Annotated in this window: 19 protein-coding genes; 8 read left to right on the top strand and 11 right to left on the bottom strand. The window is 67.8% G+C overall.

Annotated features, from left to right (window positions below; all coding sequences use genetic code 11):
- Window positions 1-127: 127 nt before the first annotated feature.
- On the bottom strand, window positions 128-562 hold the full coding sequence (locus AC5JLE_RS11250; protein WP_049403913.1) for a hypothetical protein: 435 nt from the start codon (window positions 560-562) through the stop codon (window positions 128-130).
- A 414-nt stretch (window positions 563-976) separates the two neighbouring features.
- Here AC5JLE_RS11250 and AC5JLE_RS11245 point away from each other — a divergent pair, with 414 nt between their 5' ends.
- From AC5JLE_RS11245 to AC5JLE_RS11235, 3 genes are read left to right on the top strand one after another with little or no spacing between them, the layout of a single operon-like run.
- Window positions 977-2020, top strand: a complete 1044-nt coding sequence (locus tag AC5JLE_RS11245; protein ID WP_049403911.1) for a S41 family peptidase — start codon at window positions 977-979, stop codon at window positions 2018-2020.
- Window positions 2017-2352, top strand: a complete 336-nt coding sequence (locus AC5JLE_RS11240) for a hypothetical protein (protein WP_014648413.1) — start codon at window positions 2017-2019, stop codon at window positions 2350-2352. The genes AC5JLE_RS11245 and AC5JLE_RS11240 overlap by 4 nt, the downstream gene beginning before the upstream one ends.
- A 49-nt stretch (window positions 2353-2401) precedes the next feature.
- Complete coding sequence (locus AC5JLE_RS11235; RefSeq protein ID WP_005419309.1) at window positions 2402-2836, top strand: SseB family protein; 435 nt, start codon at window positions 2402-2404, stop codon at window positions 2834-2836.
- A 79-nt stretch (window positions 2837-2915) separates the two neighbouring features.
- Here the strand turns inward: AC5JLE_RS11235 and AC5JLE_RS11230 are convergent, their stop codons facing one another.
- Together AC5JLE_RS11230 and AC5JLE_RS11225 are read right to left on the bottom strand one after the other, a co-directional pair.
- A complete protein-coding gene (locus AC5JLE_RS11230) occupies window positions 2916-4136 on the bottom strand; it encodes a multifunctional CCA addition/repair protein (protein ID WP_262216801.1) in 1221 nt (406 codons plus the stop codon).
- Window positions 4137-4342: 206 nt separating this feature from the next.
- Complete coding sequence (locus AC5JLE_RS11225; protein WP_496065309.1) at window positions 4343-6328, bottom strand: transglycosylase SLT domain-containing protein; 1986 nt, start codon at window positions 6326-6328, stop codon at window positions 4343-4345.
- Window positions 6329-6479: 151 nt separating this feature from the next.
- On the opposite strand from AC5JLE_RS11225, the gene AC5JLE_RS11220 reads away from it, so the two are divergent.
- The 3 genes from AC5JLE_RS11220 (at window position 6480) to AC5JLE_RS11210 (ending at window position 10499) form a co-directional block, all read left to right on the top strand.
- Window positions 6480-6887, top strand: coding sequence for an ExbD/TolR family protein (locus tag AC5JLE_RS11220; protein ID WP_014648410.1), 408 nt, complete (start codon window positions 6480-6482; stop codon window positions 6885-6887).
- Between the two features lie 104 nt (window positions 6888-6991).
- Window positions 6992-7366, top strand: a complete 375-nt coding sequence (locus AC5JLE_RS11215; RefSeq protein ID WP_080354459.1) for an ExbD/TolR family protein — start codon at window positions 6992-6994, stop codon at window positions 7364-7366.
- A gap of 271 nt (window positions 7367-7637) precedes the next feature.
- Complete coding sequence (locus tag AC5JLE_RS11210) at window positions 7638-10499, top strand: TonB-dependent receptor plug domain-containing protein (protein WP_032957323.1); 2862 nt, start codon at window positions 7638-7640, stop codon at window positions 10497-10499.
- 132 nt (window positions 10500-10631) lie between these two features.
- On the opposite strand, the gene fhuE is transcribed toward AC5JLE_RS11210, so the two are convergent.
- The 3 genes from fhuE to AC5JLE_RS11195 form a co-directional block, all read right to left on the bottom strand.
- Window positions 10632-12770 (bottom strand): ferric-rhodotorulic acid/ferric-coprogen receptor FhuE, encoded by a 2139-nt coding sequence (gene fhuE, locus AC5JLE_RS11205; RefSeq protein WP_496065308.1) that lies wholly within the window; start codon window positions 12768-12770, stop codon window positions 10632-10634.
- Window positions 12771-12955: 185 nt separating this feature from the next.
- On the bottom strand, window positions 12956-13507 hold the full coding sequence (locus AC5JLE_RS11200; protein ID WP_496065307.1) for a M23 family metallopeptidase: 552 nt from the start codon (window positions 13505-13507) through the stop codon (window positions 12956-12958).
- Window positions 13508-13584: 77 nt separating this feature from the next.
- Entirely contained in the window at window positions 13585-14067 is a 483-nt protein-coding gene (locus AC5JLE_RS11195) for an Lrp/AsnC family transcriptional regulator (protein WP_134966053.1), read from the bottom strand.
- 72 nt (window positions 14068-14139) lie between these two features.
- Between AC5JLE_RS11195 and AC5JLE_RS11190 the strand changes: the two genes are divergently transcribed.
- Window positions 14140-15009 carry an EamA family transporter gene (locus AC5JLE_RS11190; protein ID WP_049404062.1) on the top strand — a complete coding sequence of 290 codons (870 nt, stop codon included), beginning with the start codon at window positions 14140-14142 and terminating at the stop codon, window positions 15007-15009.
- Between the two features lie 110 nt (window positions 15010-15119).
- Here the strand turns inward: AC5JLE_RS11190 and AC5JLE_RS11185 are convergent, their stop codons facing one another.
- From AC5JLE_RS11185 to AC5JLE_RS11170, 4 genes are all read right to left on the bottom strand, one after another.
- Window positions 15120-15857 (bottom strand): endonuclease/exonuclease/phosphatase family protein, encoded by a 738-nt coding sequence (locus AC5JLE_RS11185; RefSeq protein ID WP_014648403.1) that lies wholly within the window; start codon window positions 15855-15857, stop codon window positions 15120-15122.
- Window positions 15858-15910: 53 nt separating this feature from the next.
- A complete protein-coding gene (locus AC5JLE_RS11180; RefSeq protein ID WP_049404057.1) occupies window positions 15911-16744 on the bottom strand; it encodes a thiol:disulfide interchange protein DsbA/DsbL in 834 nt (277 codons plus the stop codon).
- 107 nt (window positions 16745-16851) lie between these two features.
- Complete coding sequence (locus tag AC5JLE_RS11175; protein ID WP_032960695.1) at window positions 16852-17502, bottom strand: thiol:disulfide interchange protein DsbA/DsbL; 651 nt, start codon at window positions 17500-17502, stop codon at window positions 16852-16854.
- A 106-nt stretch (window positions 17503-17608) separates the two neighbouring features.
- Window positions 17609-18409, bottom strand: coding sequence for a c-type cytochrome (locus AC5JLE_RS11170; protein WP_014648400.1), 801 nt, complete (start codon window positions 18407-18409; stop codon window positions 17609-17611).
- A 156-nt stretch (window positions 18410-18565) separates the two neighbouring features.
- Here AC5JLE_RS11170 and yihA point away from each other — a divergent pair, with 156 nt between their 5' ends.
- Window positions 18566-19168: a ribosome biogenesis GTP-binding protein YihA/YsxC gene (gene yihA / locus AC5JLE_RS11165; RefSeq protein ID WP_005411022.1), complete on the top strand. Its 603-nt coding sequence runs from the start codon at window positions 18566-18568 to the stop codon at window positions 19166-19168.
- A 91-nt stretch (window positions 19169-19259) separates the two neighbouring features.
- On the opposite strand, the gene AC5JLE_RS11160 is transcribed toward yihA, so the two are convergent.
- Window positions 19260-20231 (bottom strand): MBL fold metallo-hydrolase, encoded by a 972-nt coding sequence (locus AC5JLE_RS11160; protein ID WP_496065306.1) that lies wholly within the window; start codon window positions 20229-20231, stop codon window positions 19260-19262.
- Window positions 20232-20517 lie beyond the last annotated feature (286 nt).

Below are 20517 nucleotides of genomic sequence, written 5' to 3'. Positions count from 1 at the left end.
GTAGGTGCCGACCTTGGTCGGCACGAATCCCACCGGCGCCATGACGTTGCTCTGGCAGGTGCCGACCTTGGTCGGCACGAATCCCACCGACGCCATGACCTCCGCGCAGCCGAGCATAGGCTCGGCTCTACAACAGCGGTGCGCATGCATCCGGTTCCACCAACGCCCCGGCATGATCGGCCAACACGACCACCGCATGTAGCAGCCCTTCCTCCACCTGCGGCGGACACTGCGCCTGCGCATCATCCATCTCGCGTGCCGACTGCGCCGCCAACAAGATGCCCCCACACGCAGACACTGCCGCCAGGCAGCGCGTTGCCTCGGCCAAGTCCCGGCCGCGCGCCTCGCTGAGTTGCTGCTCGCGCCACGCCTGGCCGTCGGCTGCGTGGTTGTGAGCGATGCCGCGCAACCGGGTGAAGAACGCCGATGGCGGCGCTTGTTCGTTGACTTCGGCGAGCGCACCTTCCAACGCTTCGGCTGCGGCGTTGGACAGCTGCAGGCCGGGCAGTGCACCGCCGAGCAGTGCATGCAGGCGTGGATAGGTGGGGTGGGGCGTGTTCATGGCGGCAACCTCACGAGGCGAGGCCACCTGCGGGATGCAAGGTGGCGGGCGGTGCGGGTTGGCGTGCCGGTGAAGCTCTTCACGAGGAATGACGCCGGCGGATCCGGGGATCCCCTCGCACCGCCCGCCGCAGAACGACGGACGGTGCATTGTTCGGGCCGGCAACGACGTTGCAAGCCTGCTCGTGAAAAACTTCATTCAGGACGCCAATCCCGACCAGCGCAGGAGGCGCCGGCAAAGCCACCTTGGCGTGTTGTACGCCGCGATGACATGGGCAAAGTTGTAATGTTGTGATCGCAGTGAGCGTGTCTGCCTGCAATCTGCGGAGGAGGCAAATACGACAGTTCGCGCGTGGCGCAAGCGATCATGCCCCGGTTATGCTGCGGTCCTGATTCAACGACAAGGAAGCGTCGCATGCAGGTTCGCAAGGGAGTGCGTCGCATCGGCGCGCTGATGCTCGTGTTGCTGGCGACCGTCGCCATGGCCGATACGCCAGGCGCGGTCGAGGTGCCCTCGCCGGAGGCCCAGGCCGAGATCCTCAATCTGCTTGAACGCCAGGCGCTGTATCGCGATCGGGTGGACTGGCCCGCCATCCGCATCCGCCTGCAATCGGCGCAGGGGGATCCCGCGCAACGGCTGGCCGTTCTGCGCGAAGCCATTGCGCTCAGCACCGGCCACCATGGTGCGTGGACCACGACCCAGCGTCAGCGCGAATCCCTCGCGCGTGCGCAGCAGGCCGGTGCCGCCGCCGTGGACCGGGCCAAGGCCGCTGATGCGGTGGATGCGCGCATCGGCTGGGTGGTCATCGAGGGCTATGCCTCCTCGCCGGGCGCGACGCCGCAGGAAAAATTCCGCCAGGACATCCAGCGTGCCGCGCGGTGGCAGCAGGTCATCCGCAGCAAGGACGACGGCGCGCGCTGTGGCTGGATCGTTGACCTGCGGGACAACGGTGGCGGCTCCATGTGGCCGATGCTGCTGGGCATGGCACCGCTGCTGCGCACCTCGGTGGTGAACAATGAGGACGTCGGCGCGTTCGAAACCGCGCAAGGGCCGCAGCGCTGGACGTTGACGGCGACTGCGGTGCAGCTGGCGGGCAGGCCGCTGCTGGACTTCGGCCAGTCCGGCCATGTAGTGCGGCAGCCTGGCGCACCGGTGGCGGTGCTGTTCGGGCCCCGCACCGGCAGTTCGGGCGAGGCCTCGGTGCTGGCGTGGCGTGGCCGCCCGCAGGCGCGGAGTTTCGGCCAGCCGACCGCGGGCGTCTCCACCGGCAATGTCGTGCACACGCTTGCCGATGGCAGTCGCCTGCTGCTGACCACCAGCGTGATGCGGGACCGCAATGATCGTGGCGATGGCCTGAAGATCGAACCCGACCAGCGCGTCGAGGGTGACGCGGCCACTGTGGCCGCCGCCCAGGCCTGGCTGCTGGCCCAGCCCGCCTGCCAGGTCAACCGGACATGATCCTGATCGGCCAACAGGAACGGGTGCTGATCGTCGGCCCCACCGAAGCGCACCACTGCCTGCGCTGCCAGACGGAAACCGAGTTCGCTCCGCAGCTGCGCTACAAAATGGCGCGCATCGACCTGCTGTTCGGGTTCACCTACCAGCGGCGCTACGAGCTGGCCTGTACCCGGTGCGAGCACGGCTGGGTGCTGGATACCGAGACCATGGACCAGCAGCTGGGCGGGGTGCCGATCCCGTGGCGGCACCGCTTCGGCCTGCCGTTGATGCTGGTGGGGGTCGCTGCGCTGGCGGTGGCCGGTTGGATGTGGCGGCACGGATACATCGGTTGAGGACCGGGCCTGTTAAAGTCTGCCCTGCAACCACGTACCGGAACCGACCATGGACCACGACACCCCGTTCGAACCCCTCAACGATCTCGAGGTGCGCCTGCTGCAGGCCCAGGACGGCACGCTGACCGCAGCGCAGTTCCTCGACGGCCTGCTGACCTCGACGGCGTTCGTGCTGCTGGACAAGGCCATTGGTGAGGATGGCGCCTGGGACGAGAGCATCTCGCCGCTGGTGCTGACCAGCGAGAGCGGCGAGCCGATGTTCGCGGTGTTCACCGCGCCCGAGCGCGCCGGCCTGTGGCACGAGCAGCTGCCGCAGTTTGCCCATGCCATGCCGATCGCGGTGCACGCGCTGCTGGCCGGTATCGGCGACGGCGTCGGCCTGGTGCTGAACCCGGGCCTGGACGTGGGCATGGAGATGATTCCCGATGCCGTGGCCCAGCTGAAGCAGCGTGCGGCGGCGATTACCCGTGGGATGGCGCACTGAAGCCAGTGATATAGGGGTGCCGGCCAGCGGCCGGCACTACCCATGGGAGTCGGTGCGAGGCCGCCACGGCGGTTGCGGATCAGCGGGCGGCGGCGATGGCTTTCACCCGCGCCTTGGCCAGCGCTTCGCCGATGGCCGGGCCCTTCAGATGCGTGGTATCCAGATCCCGCGCCTGCACTGACAGCGCCGCCTGGTGCAGGCGCTTGAGCGTTTCGCCCTGGGGGTAGTCGGCGTCCTCGAAGCCGAGCCGGCCGCGCTTGTCGGCCTCGCAGCACAGTGCGATGCGGGCCACGCGTTCCGGCCGGCGCAGCGCATCACAGCGGCCCAGCAGTTCCAGCACGGTGGCATCGCGCAGTTCGTCGATGCGGTGCACGTTCAAGTGCTCGCGACACACCGCTTCGGCCAGCTGCTGGTGTTCGGCGGGAATCTTCAATCGTGCGCACAAGGCCTTCAGCGGCTTGATGCCGCGTTGCTCGTGCATGATGTGGCGCGGCCATTCCTCCGGCGGGGTCAGGCCCTTGCCCAGGTCATGGGTAAGCGCGGCAAAGCCGACCAGGTCATCGCCCGGCGCCAGCCTGGCAGCCATGTCGCTGACCATTTCCTGGTGGATGCCGGTATCGACTTCAGGGTGGAACTCAGCACGTTGCGGCACGCCATACAGCGCTTCCAGCTCGGGCAGGATCGGGCCCAGTGCCTGCGCATCGTGCAGCGTGCGCAGGAAGGCGGAGGGCCGTTCACTGACCAGCGCCTTGCGCAGCTCCTGCCAGACGCGCTCGGGCACCAGCGCGTCCAGCTCGCCGCTGGCGGCGACCTCGCGCATCAGCGCCATGGTCTCTTCGGCGACGGTGAAGCCCAGTGGTGCGAAGCGCGCCATGAAGCGCGCCGCGCGCAGCACACGCAATGGATCTTCCACGAACGCGGGGCCGACATGGCGCAGCACGCGTTGCTCGATATCGCGCACACCGCCGTAGGGATCGACCAGCGTGCCGGTGTCTTCGTCGCAGGCAATCGCGTTGATGGTGAAGTCGCGGCGCTGCAGGTCTTCTTCCAGCGTCACTGCCGGGTCGGCATCGACCACGAAGCCGCGGTAGCCACGGCCGGATTTGCGCTCGGTGCGCGCCAGCGCGTATTCCTCACCTGTTTTCGGGTGCAGGAACACCGGGAAATCGCGGCCGACGGCGGTGAAGCCCTGCGCTTCCATCTGCGCGGGCGTGGCGCCGACCACCACCCAGTCATGGTCGCCGGCAGGTCGCTGCAGCAGGCGGTCACGCACGGCGCCGCCGACAAGATAGATCTTCATGGCTGGAATCATCGCATGCCCGGCGCAGACGCACCGGTAGTGCCGGCCGCTGGCCGGCAACCGCAGTCACCCCGAAGCTGCCGGCCGGCGGCCTGCACTACCGATACAGCGTCCAGCCCGATCCAGGCCAGCAGGCTCATCGTTTCCCTCCCCAGCGAGTGGATGCCGGGGAATGCCGGCCAGCGGCCGGCAGTACTGTGTTGCGATCAATCGCCGCCCTGGTCGGCGTTGGCGGCGCAGCTGAAGCGCTTGCGCTTGTCCACCAGGCGGCCCATCAGGCGATCGCTCAGCGGCAGCGCATCACCATTGAGGCGCCAGTCGTAGATCACGCTGAAGGCCAGCACGCGGGCCACGTACTCGCGGGTTTCCTTGTAGCTGATGGTCTCGATCCACAGGTCCGGATCAAAGCCCGGGCGCTGGCTCTGCCAGCGTGCGGTCGGGGTCGGGCCGGCGTTGTACGCGGCGATGGTCACGTAGGGCACGCCGTCGTACTTGTTCATCAGCTGGCGCAGGTAGGCGGTGCCGATGGCGATGTTGGTGTCCGGGTCGTACAAGCTGTCGGCGCCGCCGTAGCCGGTCAGGCCGATCGACTTGGCCACGCCGGCACCGGTGGCTGGCAGCACCTGCATCAGGCCCATGGCGTTGGCAGGCGAGCGCGCACGCGGGGTGAAGGTGCTCTCGGCGCGGATCTCCGCCGCCACCCAGGCCGGGTCGATTGCGTTGCGTGCCGATTCGCGGCGGATGGTGGCGTCGTGGTGCAGCGGGAAGCGCAGGTCGTACAGGCGCTGCTCCTGCGGCTGCTTGCCGAGCGCGAACACGGCGCGGTCGAACCAGCCGTTGTCCTGCGCCACGCGCACGGCGAGGCGACGCTGGGTGTCATCGAAGCGCGACAGTGCACTGTTCCATTCGGCCACGGCCCAGCCAGCGCGATCGATCTGGTACAACGCCATTGCGCGCTGGATGGCCGGGTCGCGCGCGATCACCGCCTGAGCCTGCGCGCTGTCGTTGGGCTGCCACGGGCACAGCGTGTAGCCCTGCTGCAGCTTGTCGGCGGCGAGGAAGCCGTGGAAGGTCGATGCACGCGCGGCCTCGCGGAACAGCGGCTGCGCCTGCTGGGCCTGGCCGGTCTTCTCCAGCATGCGGCCTTCGAAGTAGCGCCAGCGCGGGTCGCTGCGCTGCTTGCTGCCCATCTTGCGGATGGCGGTCAGCGCCGCGGTCCAGTCGCCGCGGGACATCGCTTCGCGCACGCGCCACTCGTGCAGGCGTTCGTCATAGGCCGACTCCGGCACCGCGTTGAGGCGGCGTGCCGAATCGGGCAGGTAGGACGCCACCGTCCACAGCGCGATCTGGTACAGCACCTGGCCCTGCTGGGCGGCACTCAGCCCCAGTGCCTGCGCGTACTGCGGCAGCTGCTGTTCGGTGGCGGCCGGGTCGGCCTTGGCCAGCTTGGCCAGGCCATCGGTGGCGATGCGCCGGCTGCGCTCGTTGCGGGGCCAGTTCAGGGCGCTGGCGTTGGGCTTGTCGACGAAGGCGGCGTAAGTGTTGGCCAGTGCCAGGTCAGTGGCAGGCAGGCCGCGGGCCGCGCTGCGCATCACGGCGGGCTGCTGCGCGTCGGCGGCAGCATCGATCCGTTCCCAGCGCAGGGCGTCGCTCAGGCCGCCTTGTGCCTGCAGCACGGTGAACACCGCATCGCAGCTGTCCGGCAGCGGCTTGCCGTTCTTGCGCCACAGCTCCTGTGCTTCGCTGATCCACTGCGGATCGACCTTGCCGGTCACCTGGCGCGCGGTCAGCTGCGCACAGCGCAGGCCGGCGTTGTCGGTGGGCGCCCAGTTGGCCAGCAGGGTCGGCCAGTCCTGGCGGCGGGCGAGCGAGGGCAGCCACACGCTGCGGAACGTGCTGGCCACGGCCTGGCCCTCATAGCGCTTGAGGAAGGCCTGTGCCTGCGCGGTATCGACGGTGTCGATGTTGCGGCGCAGGTTGGCGTACTCCAGCCAGCCATACGCCGGATGGCGGCTGAGCGCAGCGGCCTGGCCAGGATCGAACTGGCCGCGTTCGGCGGCCGCGATCGCGGCTTTCAACTGCGCGTTCTGGGCATCGAGGGACTGGGCATTGGCGCAGCCGATCAGCAGCGTGGTGGCCAAGGGCAGCAGGGACAGGGCGGTCGAAGAGCGTCGGGTCATGGCATGCAGCATAGCGGGCAGTGGCTGAATTCAGTTTCGCATTGCGTGCACGCAATGCGTGGGCAACGATAGCTGAATGACTCCGCACAGGCTCCTGCCGCAGGCGGGCGCAGGCGTCGTAACGTCGGCCTTGGGCGAACCGCCCGGCTGCAGGGAGCGGCACATGGCGTTCAGTAGCGCAGGAAGAAGCGGCCCGCTGGCGGACATCAATGTCACGCCACTGGTGGATGTGATGCTGGTGCTGTTGATCATCTTCATCGTAACCGCGCCGATCGTGGCCCGGCCGATTCCCGTGCAGTTGCCACAGGCCACCGATCGCACGATCGATCGCCCCGAACCGCCGCCGCCGATCGAGCTGCGACTGGATGCGTCGAACCAGCTGAGCTGGGATGGCCAGCCGATGGCGATCGGCGATCTGCAGGGGCGCCTGCAGGCGCAGGCCGGCGAGCATGCCGGCAACCTGCCGGAGCTGCGCATCGCCACCGATCCGGCGGCCGAGTACGAAGGCATGGCGCGGATATTGGCTGCGGCCGAAGCCACTGGCATGGAGCGCATTGCCTTCGTGCGGTGAGTTTCGTGCGGTGAGTCCGGCAACGGGCGGCCTGCCATCGGCAGGCCGCTCTTCCTGCGAGGGAACGTGGCATGCGATACGGGACACAGCACGCGGCCTCACTGATGGCCACCCCCAATCTGGCACCGCTGGTGGATGTGTTACTGGTGCTGCTGGCGCTGGTGATCACCACGCTGCCGATGGCGCAGGCGACCGGCCTCCTGGCGTTCCAGCAGCGCACCTCGTGCCCACCCTGGCCGGCGTCCTCACCCCAGCCGATCCACCTGCGCATCGACGCGGCGGGAGCGATGTTCTGGAATGGCCAGCCGCTCGACGCTGTCGCGTTGCAGCGGCACCTGGTGCAGGCGCAGCAGATGCCGCAGCAGCATCGCCCCTGGGTGCACCTGGCGACCGCTGACGACACCGACTACGAAGACATGGCACGCGTGCTGCTGGCCGTGAGCCAGCATGGGCTGCGCGTCGACGCGCCCGGTCACTAGCGCCCGCACCGACAAGTCCCCTTGATGAGCTGTGGCGGATCTCGGCGCGCGCTGACGCAGCCGGCATCAAAGTGGAGGGCGGTGAACAGTACCGTCCGGTTCTAATCGGTCCTCATCTGACGTAAATGGCTGTCAATTGCGTCAATTCCGCGTGAAAGAGTGTCGATCATCACGCCGTGATTTTTACCGCTTGTTTACAAAGGAGACGCTGCCGCCATGCAGGGGGGAGCGCGGCAGTCCATGTCCCGACATTCCTTTGGAGAGAGAGCGAATGAAGCACCTGCACCACCGCCCGTTGGCGGTTGCCGTCACGCTGTGCGTGATGGCCTTGGCACCCCTGGGTGCCGCTGCACAATCCACCACCAACCTCGACGCGGTGGAAGTCACCGGTACCCGCATCAAGCGCGCTGAAGTAGAGGGCCAGGTCCCGATCCAGACCCTGACCCGTGGCGACATCGAACGCACCGGCCTGACCTCGATCGGCGAAGTGCTGCAGCAGCTCACCGGTTCCGGCTCTGCGCTCAACGCCAAGTTCAACTCGTCCGGCAACTTCGGTTTCCCGCCCGATGGCAGTGGCGTGGGTGCCGGCTCGGCGCAGGTCGATCTGCGCCACCTGGGTGCCAAGCGCGTGCTGGTGCTGGTCGACGGCATCCGCTGGGTCAATGAATCGTCGGCGTCCGGTGTGGGCTCGGCCACCGACCTCAACACCATTCCGCTGGCCATCGTCGAGCGCATCGAGGTGCTGGAGGACGGTGCTTCGTCGCTGTACGGCTCCGATGCCATCGCCGGCGTGGTCAACATCATCACCCGCCGCGATTTCGATGGTGGGCAGGTGACGCTGAACTACGGCGAGTACAGCAAGGGCGACGGCACGCAGAAGGGCGTGGACCTGGCCTGGGGCAAGAGTGGCGATCGCTTCAGCCTGTTCCTGGGCGCCAGCTGGACCAAGCAGGACCCGGTATTCGCCAAGGATCGCGAGCAGTCACGCTTCCCCATTCCCGGTACGGGCCTGGCGTTCGGCAGCGGTGGTATTCCGCAGGGCCGTTTCATGTTCACCGACCCGAACACCGGTGCGGTGCAGAACATCGTGCCCAATACCGGCGTGAGCAATCCGCGGTACGACGGCAGTGCCGGCTGCAGCCGCACGGATGACTATCACTGCTTCACCACCGCCGACCGCTTCAACTTCGCCGAATACAACATGGTGCTGACGCCGTCGGAGCGCAAAGGCCTGTTCGGCCAGTTCCGCTTTGACATCACCGACAACGTGCAGTGGTACATCAAGGCGCTGGGCAACCGCCGCGAGTCGACCAACCAGGCCGGCCCCGAGCCGCTGTTCTTCGGCCCCGATGGCGCCACCGGCAATCCGTTGGCCGACAACATCGTGGTCTCGCGCCTGAACCCGTACAACCCGTTCGGCTTCGATCTCGTCTCCGGCGACAACATGAGCCTGATCGGTCGTCGCCCGGTGGAGGGCGGTGCGCGCGTGTTCAAGCAGAAAGTGGACACCACCTACTTCGCCACCGGCCTGGTCGGTGACTTCCATGCCGCCGACCGCAGCTGGTACTGGGACGTCAACGGCATGTACAGCAAGAACAAGGCCGAGCAGACCAACTACGGCAGCTATGACATCTACAAGGTGAACATGGCGCTGGGCGATCCCGCGGTGTGCGCGGCCACGCCTGGCTGCGTGCCGTTGAACATCTTCGGTGGCGCCGGTTCGATCACCCCGGACATGCTGAAGTGGATCCAGCCGGTGGTGCGCGACCGCAGCCAGAACGAACTGAGCCTGTTCACCGCCAACCTGTCCAGCGAGCTGTTCTCGCTGCCGGCCGGTCCGGTGTCCTTCGCCACCGGCTTCGAGTACCGCAAGTACAAGGGCGCCTACCAGCCCGATCCGCTGACGGTGATCGGCCACTACAACGGCGTGCCGTCGCAACCGACCTCCGGTTCCTACGACGTCAACGAGGCCTACCTGGAGTTGAGCGTGCCGATCTTCGCCGACTCCTCGTTCGGCAAGAAGCTGGACCTGAGCCTGGCCGGCCGCTATTCGGACTACTCCACTTTCGGCGGCGAGTTCACGCCCAAGTACGGCCTGCGCTGGCAGGTGACCGATGACTTCGTGCTGCGCACCACGTACGCCGAGGGCTTCCGCGCACCGTCCATCGGTGAGCTGTACGGCTCTGCCGCACGTGCCGACCTGCAGCTGTTCGATCCGTGCTCGGTGGGCCTGGGCGGCACGCCGCCGCGTGGCAGCGCGGCCAACTGTGCTGCACTGGGCGTCCCGGCCGGCTTCCAGCAGGCCAACTCGCAGATCTCGGTGACCACCGGCGGCAACCGCGAGCTGGACCCGGAACGCTCGCGCAGCTTCAGCGCGGGCTTCGTGTGGAGCCCGTGGTTCGGCAACAACGCCTCGTGGTCGGAGCGCTTCGATGTGGAAGTCACTTTCTACCGCCATGCCATCGATGGTGCGATCCAGGCCATCAACGCGCAGACCCAGCTGGACCTGTGCGTGGATACACTGGACCCGATCTACTGCAACGGCATCACCCGTGCCAGCACCGGTGCGGTCAGCAGCTTCAACAACCGCCTGACCAACCTGGGTTCGATCAAGACCGACGGTTGGGACGTGGATCTGTTCTGGACGCTGCCGCAGACCTCCATCGGCCAGTTCAAGCTGGGGTGGAAGAACACCTTCGTCGGCCGTTACGAGGCCACTGGCGCGGCCGGGCAGAAGCAGCCGCAGAAGCCGGGCGTGGAAGTGGCCGACAGCTCGATCCCGGAGTGGACCAGCAATGCCAGCCTCGGCTGGACGATGGATCGCTGGAGTGCCAACTGGACGGTGCGCCACATCTCCGAGCTGACCGAGAACTGCGGCGATGCGGCGGCCTTCCCGGTGTGCAGCAACCAGGCTGCGGGCACCAACACGCTGTCGGCCACCACCTTCCACGACATGCAGGTGGGCTACAAGATCGACTGGATGAAGGGGCTGCAGCTGACCGCGGGCCTGAACAACGTGTTCGACAAGGATCCGCCGATCTGCCTGTCGTGCTCGTTGAACGGCTACGACGCTTCGACCTACGACATCCCGCGTGGCCGTTACTGGTACCTGCGCGCGGACCTGCGCTTCTGATGTGACGGTGGCAGCGCCGGTCAGTTCCGGCGCTGCCTTGCGGGTGTAGAGCCGAGCCCGCGCTCGGCTGATTCTCTGAGCCGAGCATGGGCTCGGCTCTACAGGTGCGGGGCGTGCGAACCCCGCGTCTGATCAGAACGCCCAGGTGAACGTCAGCGAGCCATTGCGGCCATCGCCGTACGCACCGTAGCCGGTGATCTGCGAGTAGTACTTCTTGTCCAGCAGGTTGTTGAGGTTGGCCTGCACGCTGAACTCCGGCGAGATGCGGTAGCGCACGAAGGCGCTGACAAGTGCGTAACCTTCCTGCTCGAAGCGACCCACCACCGGCGCGGCGTAATAGATGCGGTTCTGCCAGTTGGCACCGCCACCGATGGTCAGTTCCTGCAGCGACTGCGGGGTGTAGCTGGTGAACAGCTTCAATGCGGTCTGCGGCAGGTTGGCGTTGATGTCGGCGCCGCTGATGTCCTTGGCCACATAGCGCGAAGCACCGAAGGTCGCGTTCCAGCCCGGTGCCAGTTCGCCGTTCACTTCGAATTCGAAGCCACGGCTGACGGTGCCGCGTGCGGCGATCGAGGCGAACTCACCCGGACGGCCGATGATCGGCTCGCTGGTGACCTGGGCGACGTTGTCCTGCTCGATGCGGAACACCGCCAGCGAGGCGTTCAGCCGGTTGTCGAACCAGGCACCCTTGACGCCCACCTCGTAGCTCTTGCCGTCGACCGGGTCGAGATAACGGTCGTTGCGGTCACGTGCGGTCTGCGGCTGGAAGATCTCGGTGTAGCTGGCGTACGCGGAGTAGGTATCGTTGATGTCATACACCAGGCCGGCGTACGGGGTGGTCACCTTGTGTTCGCGGTCGTCGTTCTCGCCTTCGCTCTTCCAGTTGGTGTAGCGCGCACCGAGGATCAGCTTCAGCGGATCAGCCAGCGACAGACGGGTGGCGGCATAGCTGGCCTTCTGGGTGATGGTGCCCTGGCTGGCCAGCGCCAGCGGGTTCCAGTTCGGCTGGGCGATGTTGCCGGTCCAGTCGAGATAGGAGCTGAAGGGATTCCAGCCGGTGCCGGGGCCACCCATCTGGAAGTCACCGTAGTTGGCGAATTCGCGCTTGTTGTAGCTCAGGCCGGCCATGAACTGGTGCTCGCGGCCGAACAGCTGGAACGGGCCGTCGATGTAGCCATCGATGCCATCGACCTTGCGCTCGGTGTTGTAGAAGCCGGCCATCGGCGTGACGCCGGTGCCGGTGGCCTTGTCGAACGCGGTGTAGGACGGATAGAACAGCTTGTCGTCGGCGTTGGTGCGGTCGTGGGTGGCGCCGATCCTGAACTTCCAGCCGTTGCTGAAGGCGTGCTGCAGGGTGGCAAACGCGCGCTTGCTGGTGGTGTCCCAGTAGGTCCAGTCCGGCGACGGATTGAACGAGGTCGGGTAGTTGGTCGGGCTGCCATCGGCGTACCACATCGGGAAGCCGCCCCAGGTCGCACCATTGGCGCGCTTCTGCTGGTAGTCGTAGCCCACGCTCAGCTGGGTGTCCGGGGTCAGGTCGGCATCGATGACGGCGTAGCCCAGCGTCTTGCGCTGGTTGTAGCGGTCCATCTGGCCGTCGGTATCCAGATAGCTGCCGATCACGCGCCCGCGCACGCTGCCGCTGGCGTTGAGCGCGCTGCCCACATCCACCGTGGTGCGGGTGCGGCCCCAGCTGCCGACGTTCACCGACACGCTGCCGGTCAGCTCGGCGCTGTCGGCATGCTTGCGGATCAGGTTCACCGAAGCGGACGGGTTGCCGGCGCCGCTGAGCAGGCCGGTGGCGCCGCGCACCACTTCCACGCGGTCGTACAGCGCCAGATCCAGGCCGGAATCACCGTAGCTCCAGTTCTGCACCATCTGCGTCGGCAGGCCGTCGAACTGGTAGGCATCGATGTAGAACCCACGCGCGTAGAACTCGGTGCGCTCGCTGTCGGACTGGGTGCTGGTCACGCCGGTGGTGTTGGCCAGCACGTCGATGATGTCGTCGAGCTTCTGATCTTCGATGCGCTGGTGGCTGATGATGCTGACCGACTGCGGGATCTCGCGCGGAGCCAGGTCGAAGCGGGTACCGGCCGAGGTGCGGCGCACCGAATAGCCTTCGGCGCGTTCGCCCTTGACCACGACCTTGTCCAGCGTGGTCGGGTCGGCGGCGGTGTCGGCGAAGGCGGCCGGGGCCACGGCGCTGAGAATGGCGAGCACGGCAACGGACAGCCGCTGCGGCTGCGGGATACGGAAGGCGGAACGGGTCATGGGGGTCCTGGACGAGCACGCGCGCTCGGCCGGCATCCAGAAGGCGAGGCGCTACGGGTGGGAAACGGGCGGGCAGGCCGTCCTGGCACCACCGGAAACGAAATAAATGGTAATACGAACTATTCCTATTTACAAATCATGAACGAGGAAGACGCTCGCGCAGGGCGCGACGCAGTAGATGGGATTCAGCGCAGCAGCGGCAGTGGATCGCGCGCGCCATCGGCGCCGTAGATGCCCCAGTGCAGGTGGGGTGGCGTGCCCTTGGCGTTGCCGCTGTCGCCTACATGCCCGATCAGGTCGCCGGCCTGGACCACCTGGCCGCGCGACAGGCCCTCGGCCCAGTCGTCCAGATGCGCGTAGTAGTAACGTTCGCGCCCGGGCCCGATCACCCAGACCTGGCGGCCACCGAGGCCGCGCTCGCTGACATCCACGACGACGCCAGCGGTGGCACTGCGCACCGGGGTGCCGCGCTTGGCGAAGATGTCGATGCCGGCGTGGGAGCGGTCACGGCCACGTGGTGCGCCGAAGGTGTCGGCGATCTGGCGTGGCCGCACGCCGTCCACCGGCACCGCCAGTTGCGTGGCCGGCGGCATACGAGAGAGTGTCCACAGCAGCTTCGGCGCAGCGGCCCATGGGCTGTTCCACAGCGCCATCGCGGCAATGAGGGCGATGGCCAGCCACAGGCCGCGCAGCAACCAGCGGCGCAGGCGACGGGCGGGGGAGGGCGATGTGTCCATGGTCTCCGACTGTAGCGCCGAGCCATCCTCGGCGGCTGTTGCTGTGCGGTCAAAGCGCAGTCGAGCATGGCTCAGCGCTACAGAACCGGGGCCAGCGGCACTTCGAAACTGCGCTTCAACGTCCCCAGCGCGACCGACGTACGGAAGCGCTCGATGTTGTCATCGCCGCCGAACAACCGCTCGGTAATGGCCTCGTACTCTTCCATCGACGCCGCCGAAAGCAGCAGCAGGAAATCGCCATCGCCGGTGATCGCGTAGCACTGCTGCACCGCCGGGTCGTCCTGCACGCGGCGCTTGAACGGCGCCACGTGATCACGTTGCTCGCTGACCACGCGCACTTCGACGATGATGGTCAGTGGCCGCCCGACCTGGGCGGCGGCGATCACCGCCACATTGGCCGCGATCACGCCGCTGTCCTGCAGGCGCTTGATGCGGCGCTGCACGGCCGGCGTGGACAGGTGCACGGCCTCGGCGATTTCGCGCTGCGGCAGGGTGTTGTCCCGCTGCAGCAGGTCGAGGATGGCGCGGTCGAAGCTGTCGAGCACGGGGGCGGTGGCCATGGCGAGCAGAAGTTGCACGAACGGGCTGTCAATTGAGCCAAGTGCTCGGCGCTGGCGCAATAGACTTTGCCCATGCAGACCTCACGACTCGCGCCGATGTTGCCGGCGCTGGCGGTGCTCGGCTCGGTCACCTCGCTGGCCATCGGCACCTCCTACGCAAAACACCTGTTCCCGCTGATCGGCGCGCAGGGCACCAGCGCGCTGCGCGTGGGCTTCTCGGCGCTGTTGCTGCTGCTGTTCTGGCGGCCGTGGCGCTGGAAGACCAGCCGCCCGGATGCCATCACCATCCTGCGCTACGGCCTCACCCTGGGCCTGATGAACCTGCTGTTCTACATGGCCCTGCGCACCATTCCCTTCGGCATCGCGGTGGCCATCGAATTCACCGGGCCGCTGACGGTGGCCATGCTGTCGTCGCGACGGCCGATCGATTTCCTCTGGGTGGGCTGTGCGGCGGTGGGGCTGCTGTTGCTGCTGCCGATCGGCGGTGGTCCGGCGCTGGATCCCGCTGGCGTGCTGTATGCGATGGGGGCTGCGGCGTGCTGGGGCCTGTACATCGTGTTCGGCAAGCGTGCCGGCCACCTGCATGCCGGGCATTCGGTGTCGCTGGGGCTGCTGGCGGCATCCCTGGTGGTGGTGCCGGTGGGCGTGGCGCATGCCGGTGCCGCGCTGCTCGACCCGAAGATCCTGGCCGCCGGGCTGCTGGTGGCGCTGGTGTCCAGCGCGATCCCGATGTCACTGGAGATGATGGCGCTCAAGCGCCTGCCGAAGGAGACCTTCGGCATCCTGATCAGCATGGAACCGGCGGTGGCCGCGCTGTGGGCCATGCTTCTGCTGCACGAGCACCTGCATGGGCTGCAGTGGCTGGCGATCGGCTGCACGGTGCTGGCCTCGGTGGGCAGCACGATGACCGCGCGGCGCCTGAAGGCACCCGTCACCGCCTGAAAAAAGGGGACGGAGGGGATTAAGTCGTTTATGCCCCGATTTAGGGGGCGCCGGGCGGCGCCCGGCGCAGAGCGTGCGGACCAACGGTCCGCACCTACCGTAAGGGCGAGTCAGCGCAGGGTGTCGGCCGGGACGTCGATCTGCATCGCCAGGGCGAGGTGATCGGAGAACGCGGCTGGTACGGCTTCCACGGTACGAGTCTGCAGGCCACTGCTGACCAGGATGTGGTCGATGGCGCGGTCGGGGCGCCAGCTGGGGAAGGTCGGCACGATGCAGCCCGGGGGCTGCAGCCGGGTCTTCTGGTACAGCACCTGCATTTCCGGGCGTTCGGCCAGGCAGTTGAAGTCGCCCATCAGCACCGCGTTGGGGTGGTCGGACAGCAGCTCGGCGATGAAGCCCAGCTGCGACATCCGCGAGCCCGCGCCCAGTGACAGATGCGCCACCGCCACCGCCAGGCCATCGGTACCATCGCCGAACTTGGCCAGCAGCACGCCGCGCCCGCCGATGCGGCCGGGCAGGGCATGGTCCTGCACTTCCACCGGTTCCAGCTTGCTCAGCAGGCCATTGGCACTGGATGCCACGCCGCCCATGCGCCGGTTCGGCTGGTGGCTCCAGTAGTTGAAGCCGGCGCGCTGGGCCAGGTAGTGGGTCTGGTTGGTGAAGCCCGAGCGCAGGCTGCCCGGGTCGGCCTCCTGCAGGCCGACGATGTCATGGTCGCGCGCCAGGGTGGCGATCGCGTCCAGGCTGCTGCGCTTGCGCCCCGCCGGCAGCGCATGTGACCAGCTGCGGGTCACATAGTCGCTGTAGCGGCGGGTACTTGAGCCGGCCTGGATGTTGGCCGTCAGCAAGCGCAGGGTCCGTGTACGGGGGGAATTCACGGCCGGGAAATGCTTCTCTTGGATCAGTGAGCCTGGGCCGCACCGCGTTCGCGGGCGATCAGGTGGTCGGCGATGCGCAGCATGTCCGGGAAGCTCTTGCCCTTCACCAGATACTTGCCGTTGACGATGATCGACGGGGTGCCGCTGATCTGGCTGCGCTGGGCGAACTGCTTGGCCGAGTTGGTCTTGGCGTTCACCGCGAAGCTGCCCATGGTGGCGGCGAACTGCTTCGGATCCACGCCATAGGCGGCGTAGAACTTGGCGATGTCTTCCACCGAGTCACGGCCGCGCTCGCCCTTCAGGGTCTTCTGCGAGTGGATGGCGGCGTACAGCGCTTCGTGGGTCTTTTCCTGCACGCCCAGGGTCTGCGCGGCGTAGAAGGCACGGGCGTAGTCATCCCAGGTGCCGCCGAACATGGCCGGCACGTAGACGAAGTTCACGTCGCTGGGCAGGCCGGCCTTCCACGGGCCGACCAGCGGCTGGAATGCGGCGCAGGCCGGGCAGACGTAGCCGAAGATCTCGGTCACTTCGATCTTGCCGGCAGCCGGCTGGAACGGCTGGCCGTTCGGGATCACCTGGTAATCGGCGCCTTCCACCGGGGCCGGGCCGGTCAGCGCGGCGGTGGTCGGGGCCGGCGCCGCGGCGGGGGCGGCTTCGGCCGGGGCCTTTTCGCCTTCGGCGGCAGCCGGAGCGGTGCCTTCGCTGCCCGTGGCCGGCGCAGCGGCCGGTTCGGTGGTGGCCGGGGCGGCTGCCGGTGCGGCCGGGGCCGCGGTGGTGTTGGTGCTGCCGTCATCAGCCTTGCAGGCAGCCAGGATCGGCAGCAGCGCTGCGAGGGCGAGGGCGTAACGGATCTTCATGGAAACGTCTCCAGCATCTGGAAAGGTGGGGGCCGGCGCCAGGCGCCAGCCAGGGGGAAATGATGACATGCGGCGGCGACAGCGCCGTGTCGAGGGTGGGCGTTGGTTCAGCGGCCGCGGGCGGCGCGGGCCTGCGCGATCAGCGCCGAGGCGATGCGCAGCTGGTCGTCGAAGCTGTTGCCCCGCACCAGGTACTGGCCGTTGATGATGATGGCCGGAGTGCCCGGGATCTTGGTGCGCTGGGCGAACGCGCGCGCGGCCTCGACCTTCTTCTGCACGGCATCGCCGCGCAGCGCCTGGAGGTAGCGGTCCGGGGTCACGCCGTAGGCCTTGTAGAACGTGGCGAGCTCATCGGCCGAGACGTTCTGCATCGGCAGCGATCCCTGCTCGTGCAGGGCCTTGAACACGGCAGCGTGGCTGCGCTTGGCCACGCCGACTTCGTCGGCGGCGTAGTAGGCCAGTGCCCAGGCATCCCAGGCGCCACCGAAGGCCGCCGGCACCGGGGTGAAACGCACGTCGGCCGGCAGCTTGGCCGCCCAGGCTTCCAGCTGCGGTTCGAAATGGGCGCAGTGCGGGCAGGTATAGCCGAAGACCTCGACCACTTCGATCTTGCCGGCCAGCGGCTGGAACGGGCCTGGCTGGGCGATGCGCTCGTAGTCTTTGCCCTCGACCAGCGGGGCATTGGCGGGGGTGGCGGCGCAGGCTGCCAGCGGCAGCAGCACCAGCACGGACAACAGCAGGCGGGAAATCAACCTCATCGACACGCATCTCCGTTGAAAAAAGCAACGCCGGCGCGGTCGCCGGCGTGAAGGAAACATACCGCAGCCGTGGGCCGGCGTCGCGGCCCGGGCCGACCAGTGGTGGTCAGGGGGCGGCAGCCGGTTGCGTCGGCGTGGCCGCAGCGGCCACATCGTCGGCCTTGTTGTGCAGGCCCTGCAGGTAGCTCGACAGCGCCTGCACCTCCTGCTCGCTGAGCTTCTGCGCGACCGTGGCCATGATCTGGAAGTGCGCCTTGTCGGTCTCGTTGGTCTGGCCGGCCTGGTACTCCTGCAGGCGGCGCGCGACATAGCTGGCGTGCTGCCCACCGAGGTGCGGATAGGCCGGGCCGGGATTGCCGGCACCGCTGGGGCCGTGGCAGGCCATGCAGGCCGGCAGGCCGCGCTTGGCATCGCCGCCGCGGTACAGCTGCTGGCCGATCTCGTAGAACTTCATGCCCTTGTAGGGGCCGTCGGTGACCGCCGTGTCATCGGCGATGCCCGCGTTGGCCTTCTGCGTGGCGAAGTAGGCGCCGATATCGCGCATGTCCTGCGGGGTGAGGTTCTGCACGAACGGCACCATCGCCACCGCGGCGCCGGAACTGCGCTGGCCATTGGCGATCAGGGCCATCTGCTGGGCCACGTAGCGTTCGCTCTGGCCAGCGATGGACGGATACATCTCCACCGTGGAATTGCCGTCGGCGCCATGGCAGGCCGCACAGGCCGTCGCCTTGGTCTGGCCGGCCTTGGCATCGCCCCAGTGGGTCTTGCTGAAATCCACCTCCAGCGAGGCGGTGTTGATCGGCCCGTTGTCGGGCAGCGGGGTCAACGTGGTCTGCGCGAACGCAGCAGCGGCAACGACTACAGCAGTGGCAAGGGCGGATACGGCAAGAACGCGAGCGTGGCGCATGCTGAAGCTCCGTATGGACCGGGCCGGGCGGTGGCCGCCGGCATCGCCCGGATTATCAACGCCGTTTCCGCGCACGGTCAACGCAGCAGTGCAGCAAAATGCCCGCAGAGGCCGCCGGCACGGGCGCGCGGCGCCGCAACATGCGATCCTAGGCACATGTCATTGCTCATCGAACGCGCCCGTTACCACCTTTCGGCCCACAACGTGCGGCAGCTGCCGCCCGACGAAGGGGCTGAAGTGGCCTTCGCCGGCCGCTCCAACGCCGGCAAGTCCAGTGCGCTCAACGCGCTGACCCGCCAGAACGCCCTGGCCCGTGTCTCCAAGACCCCTGGCCGTACCCAGCAGCTGGTGTTCTTCCAGGTCACCCCGGAAGCACATCTGGTCGACCTGCCAGGTTATGGCTACGCCAAGGTGCCGCTGGACCTGCAGGCGCACTGGCAGGCCTTCATCGACAAGTATTTCCGCACCCGCGAAGCCCTGAAGGGGCTGGTGGTGGTGATGGACATCCGCCATCCGTTGAAGGACTACGACCGGCAGATGCTGTCCTATGCCGTGCAGCGTGGCCTGCCGGCGCACGCGCTGCTGACCAAGGCCGACAAGCTCAGCCGCAGCCAGCAGATGCAGTCCCTGCAGAAGGTTCGCAAGGAGCTGCAATCGGCCTATGGCGACAGCGTCAGCGTGCAGGTGTTCTCCGGCGAGGACCGCACCGGCGTGGACGAAGCCCGCGGCGTGATCGGCGGCTGGCTGGGGCTGGAATAAGGCATTTACGGTCGCCCGGCTGGCAGCCGGGCGCTACCGGGCAGCCGGGCGCTACCCGATCGGGTGGGTGCCGACCTTGGTCGGCACACCCTCACAACGGCGAATACTCCGCCGGCACCCACGCATAGGCCTGGTCCTCACCACGCACATGGCCCAGGCCCGGGAACGGCAGGTGCGCACCGGCCACCCACCAACCGTTGGCGGTGGCCTGCTGCAGCAGCCCGCGACGGCTGGCGATGGCCGCCTTGCGGTCCGAATCGGCCTCGAATGCCGCTTCCGGGTGCGCGAACTGCACCGCATGGAAGTGCAGCACATCACCCCACACCAGCAGTGACTGGCCCTGGCTGTCGAACCGGTAGGAGACATGGCCGGGGGTATGGCCGTGGGTGTCCATCGCCACCGCGCCACCGGGCAGGGCATCGCCGGGGCTGAACGTGCGCAGGTGGCCGCTGGCCTGGTAGGGCGCGACCGCGTTGCGTGCCAGCGGGAAGGCGAAGCGCACGCCCTTCGGCGCCGTGGCCTCGCTGGCCGGGCTGAGCCAGTAATCGGCATCGGCCTTGGACAACCACACCGTGGCATTCGGGTAGGCCGGCTTGCCCTGCGCGTCGAGCACGCCGCACAGATGGTCCGGGTGGGCGTGGGTCAGCAGCACCTCGTCCACCTCGGCCGGGTCCACGCCGGAGGCGCGCAGGTTGCCCAGCACCTGGCCCAGGCCGGGGCCGAAGCACTGCGCGGTGCCGGTATCGACCAGGGTCAGGTGGTTGCCCTGGCGCACCAGGAAGGCGTTGATCGCGGTCTGCAGGCCCTTCTTGTCTTCCGGTACGTAGCGGCCTTCCAACAGGCGGCTGACCAGTGTCGGCGGCACGTCGACCACTTCCTGCCGGCCCAGCGCGACCACGCCGTCGAACAGGGCGGTGACCTGCAGCGCACCAACGCGCTGGTGGTAGACGCCGGGCACCTGCTGGGTGGGAGCGGGCGAGGTGGCTTCGGCCAGTGCAGCCAGCGGCAGGGACGACAGGGCCAGCAGCAGGGCGCCGCGCAGCGGCAGGGGACGCAGGATCATGGCGGTTCTCGGTGGATGACGGGCGGTTCCGTTGTGCCCAGCGTGCCGTGGCCGGCGTGTGCACGGCGCTCAAACCACTGCGCGGAATGCTCAGGGAGGGGGTGTTGTCTGCAGGGCTGCGCCCTGCACCTGCTACGAGCCAGGGCAACGGCCGAAGCAACAGCAACAGCGACAGCGGGCTATCCGTGGGATGGCGGGGTGGGTCCGGTTGCGGGAGACGCCGTAAACCCGTCCATGGGGGCTTGGCCGCGGCATCCATGCCGCGGACACTCCCGCAACCGGACCC

This window comes from Stenotrophomonas sp. (assembly GCF_059505245.1).
This window is presented reverse-complemented; position numbering and strand designations above follow the sequence as displayed.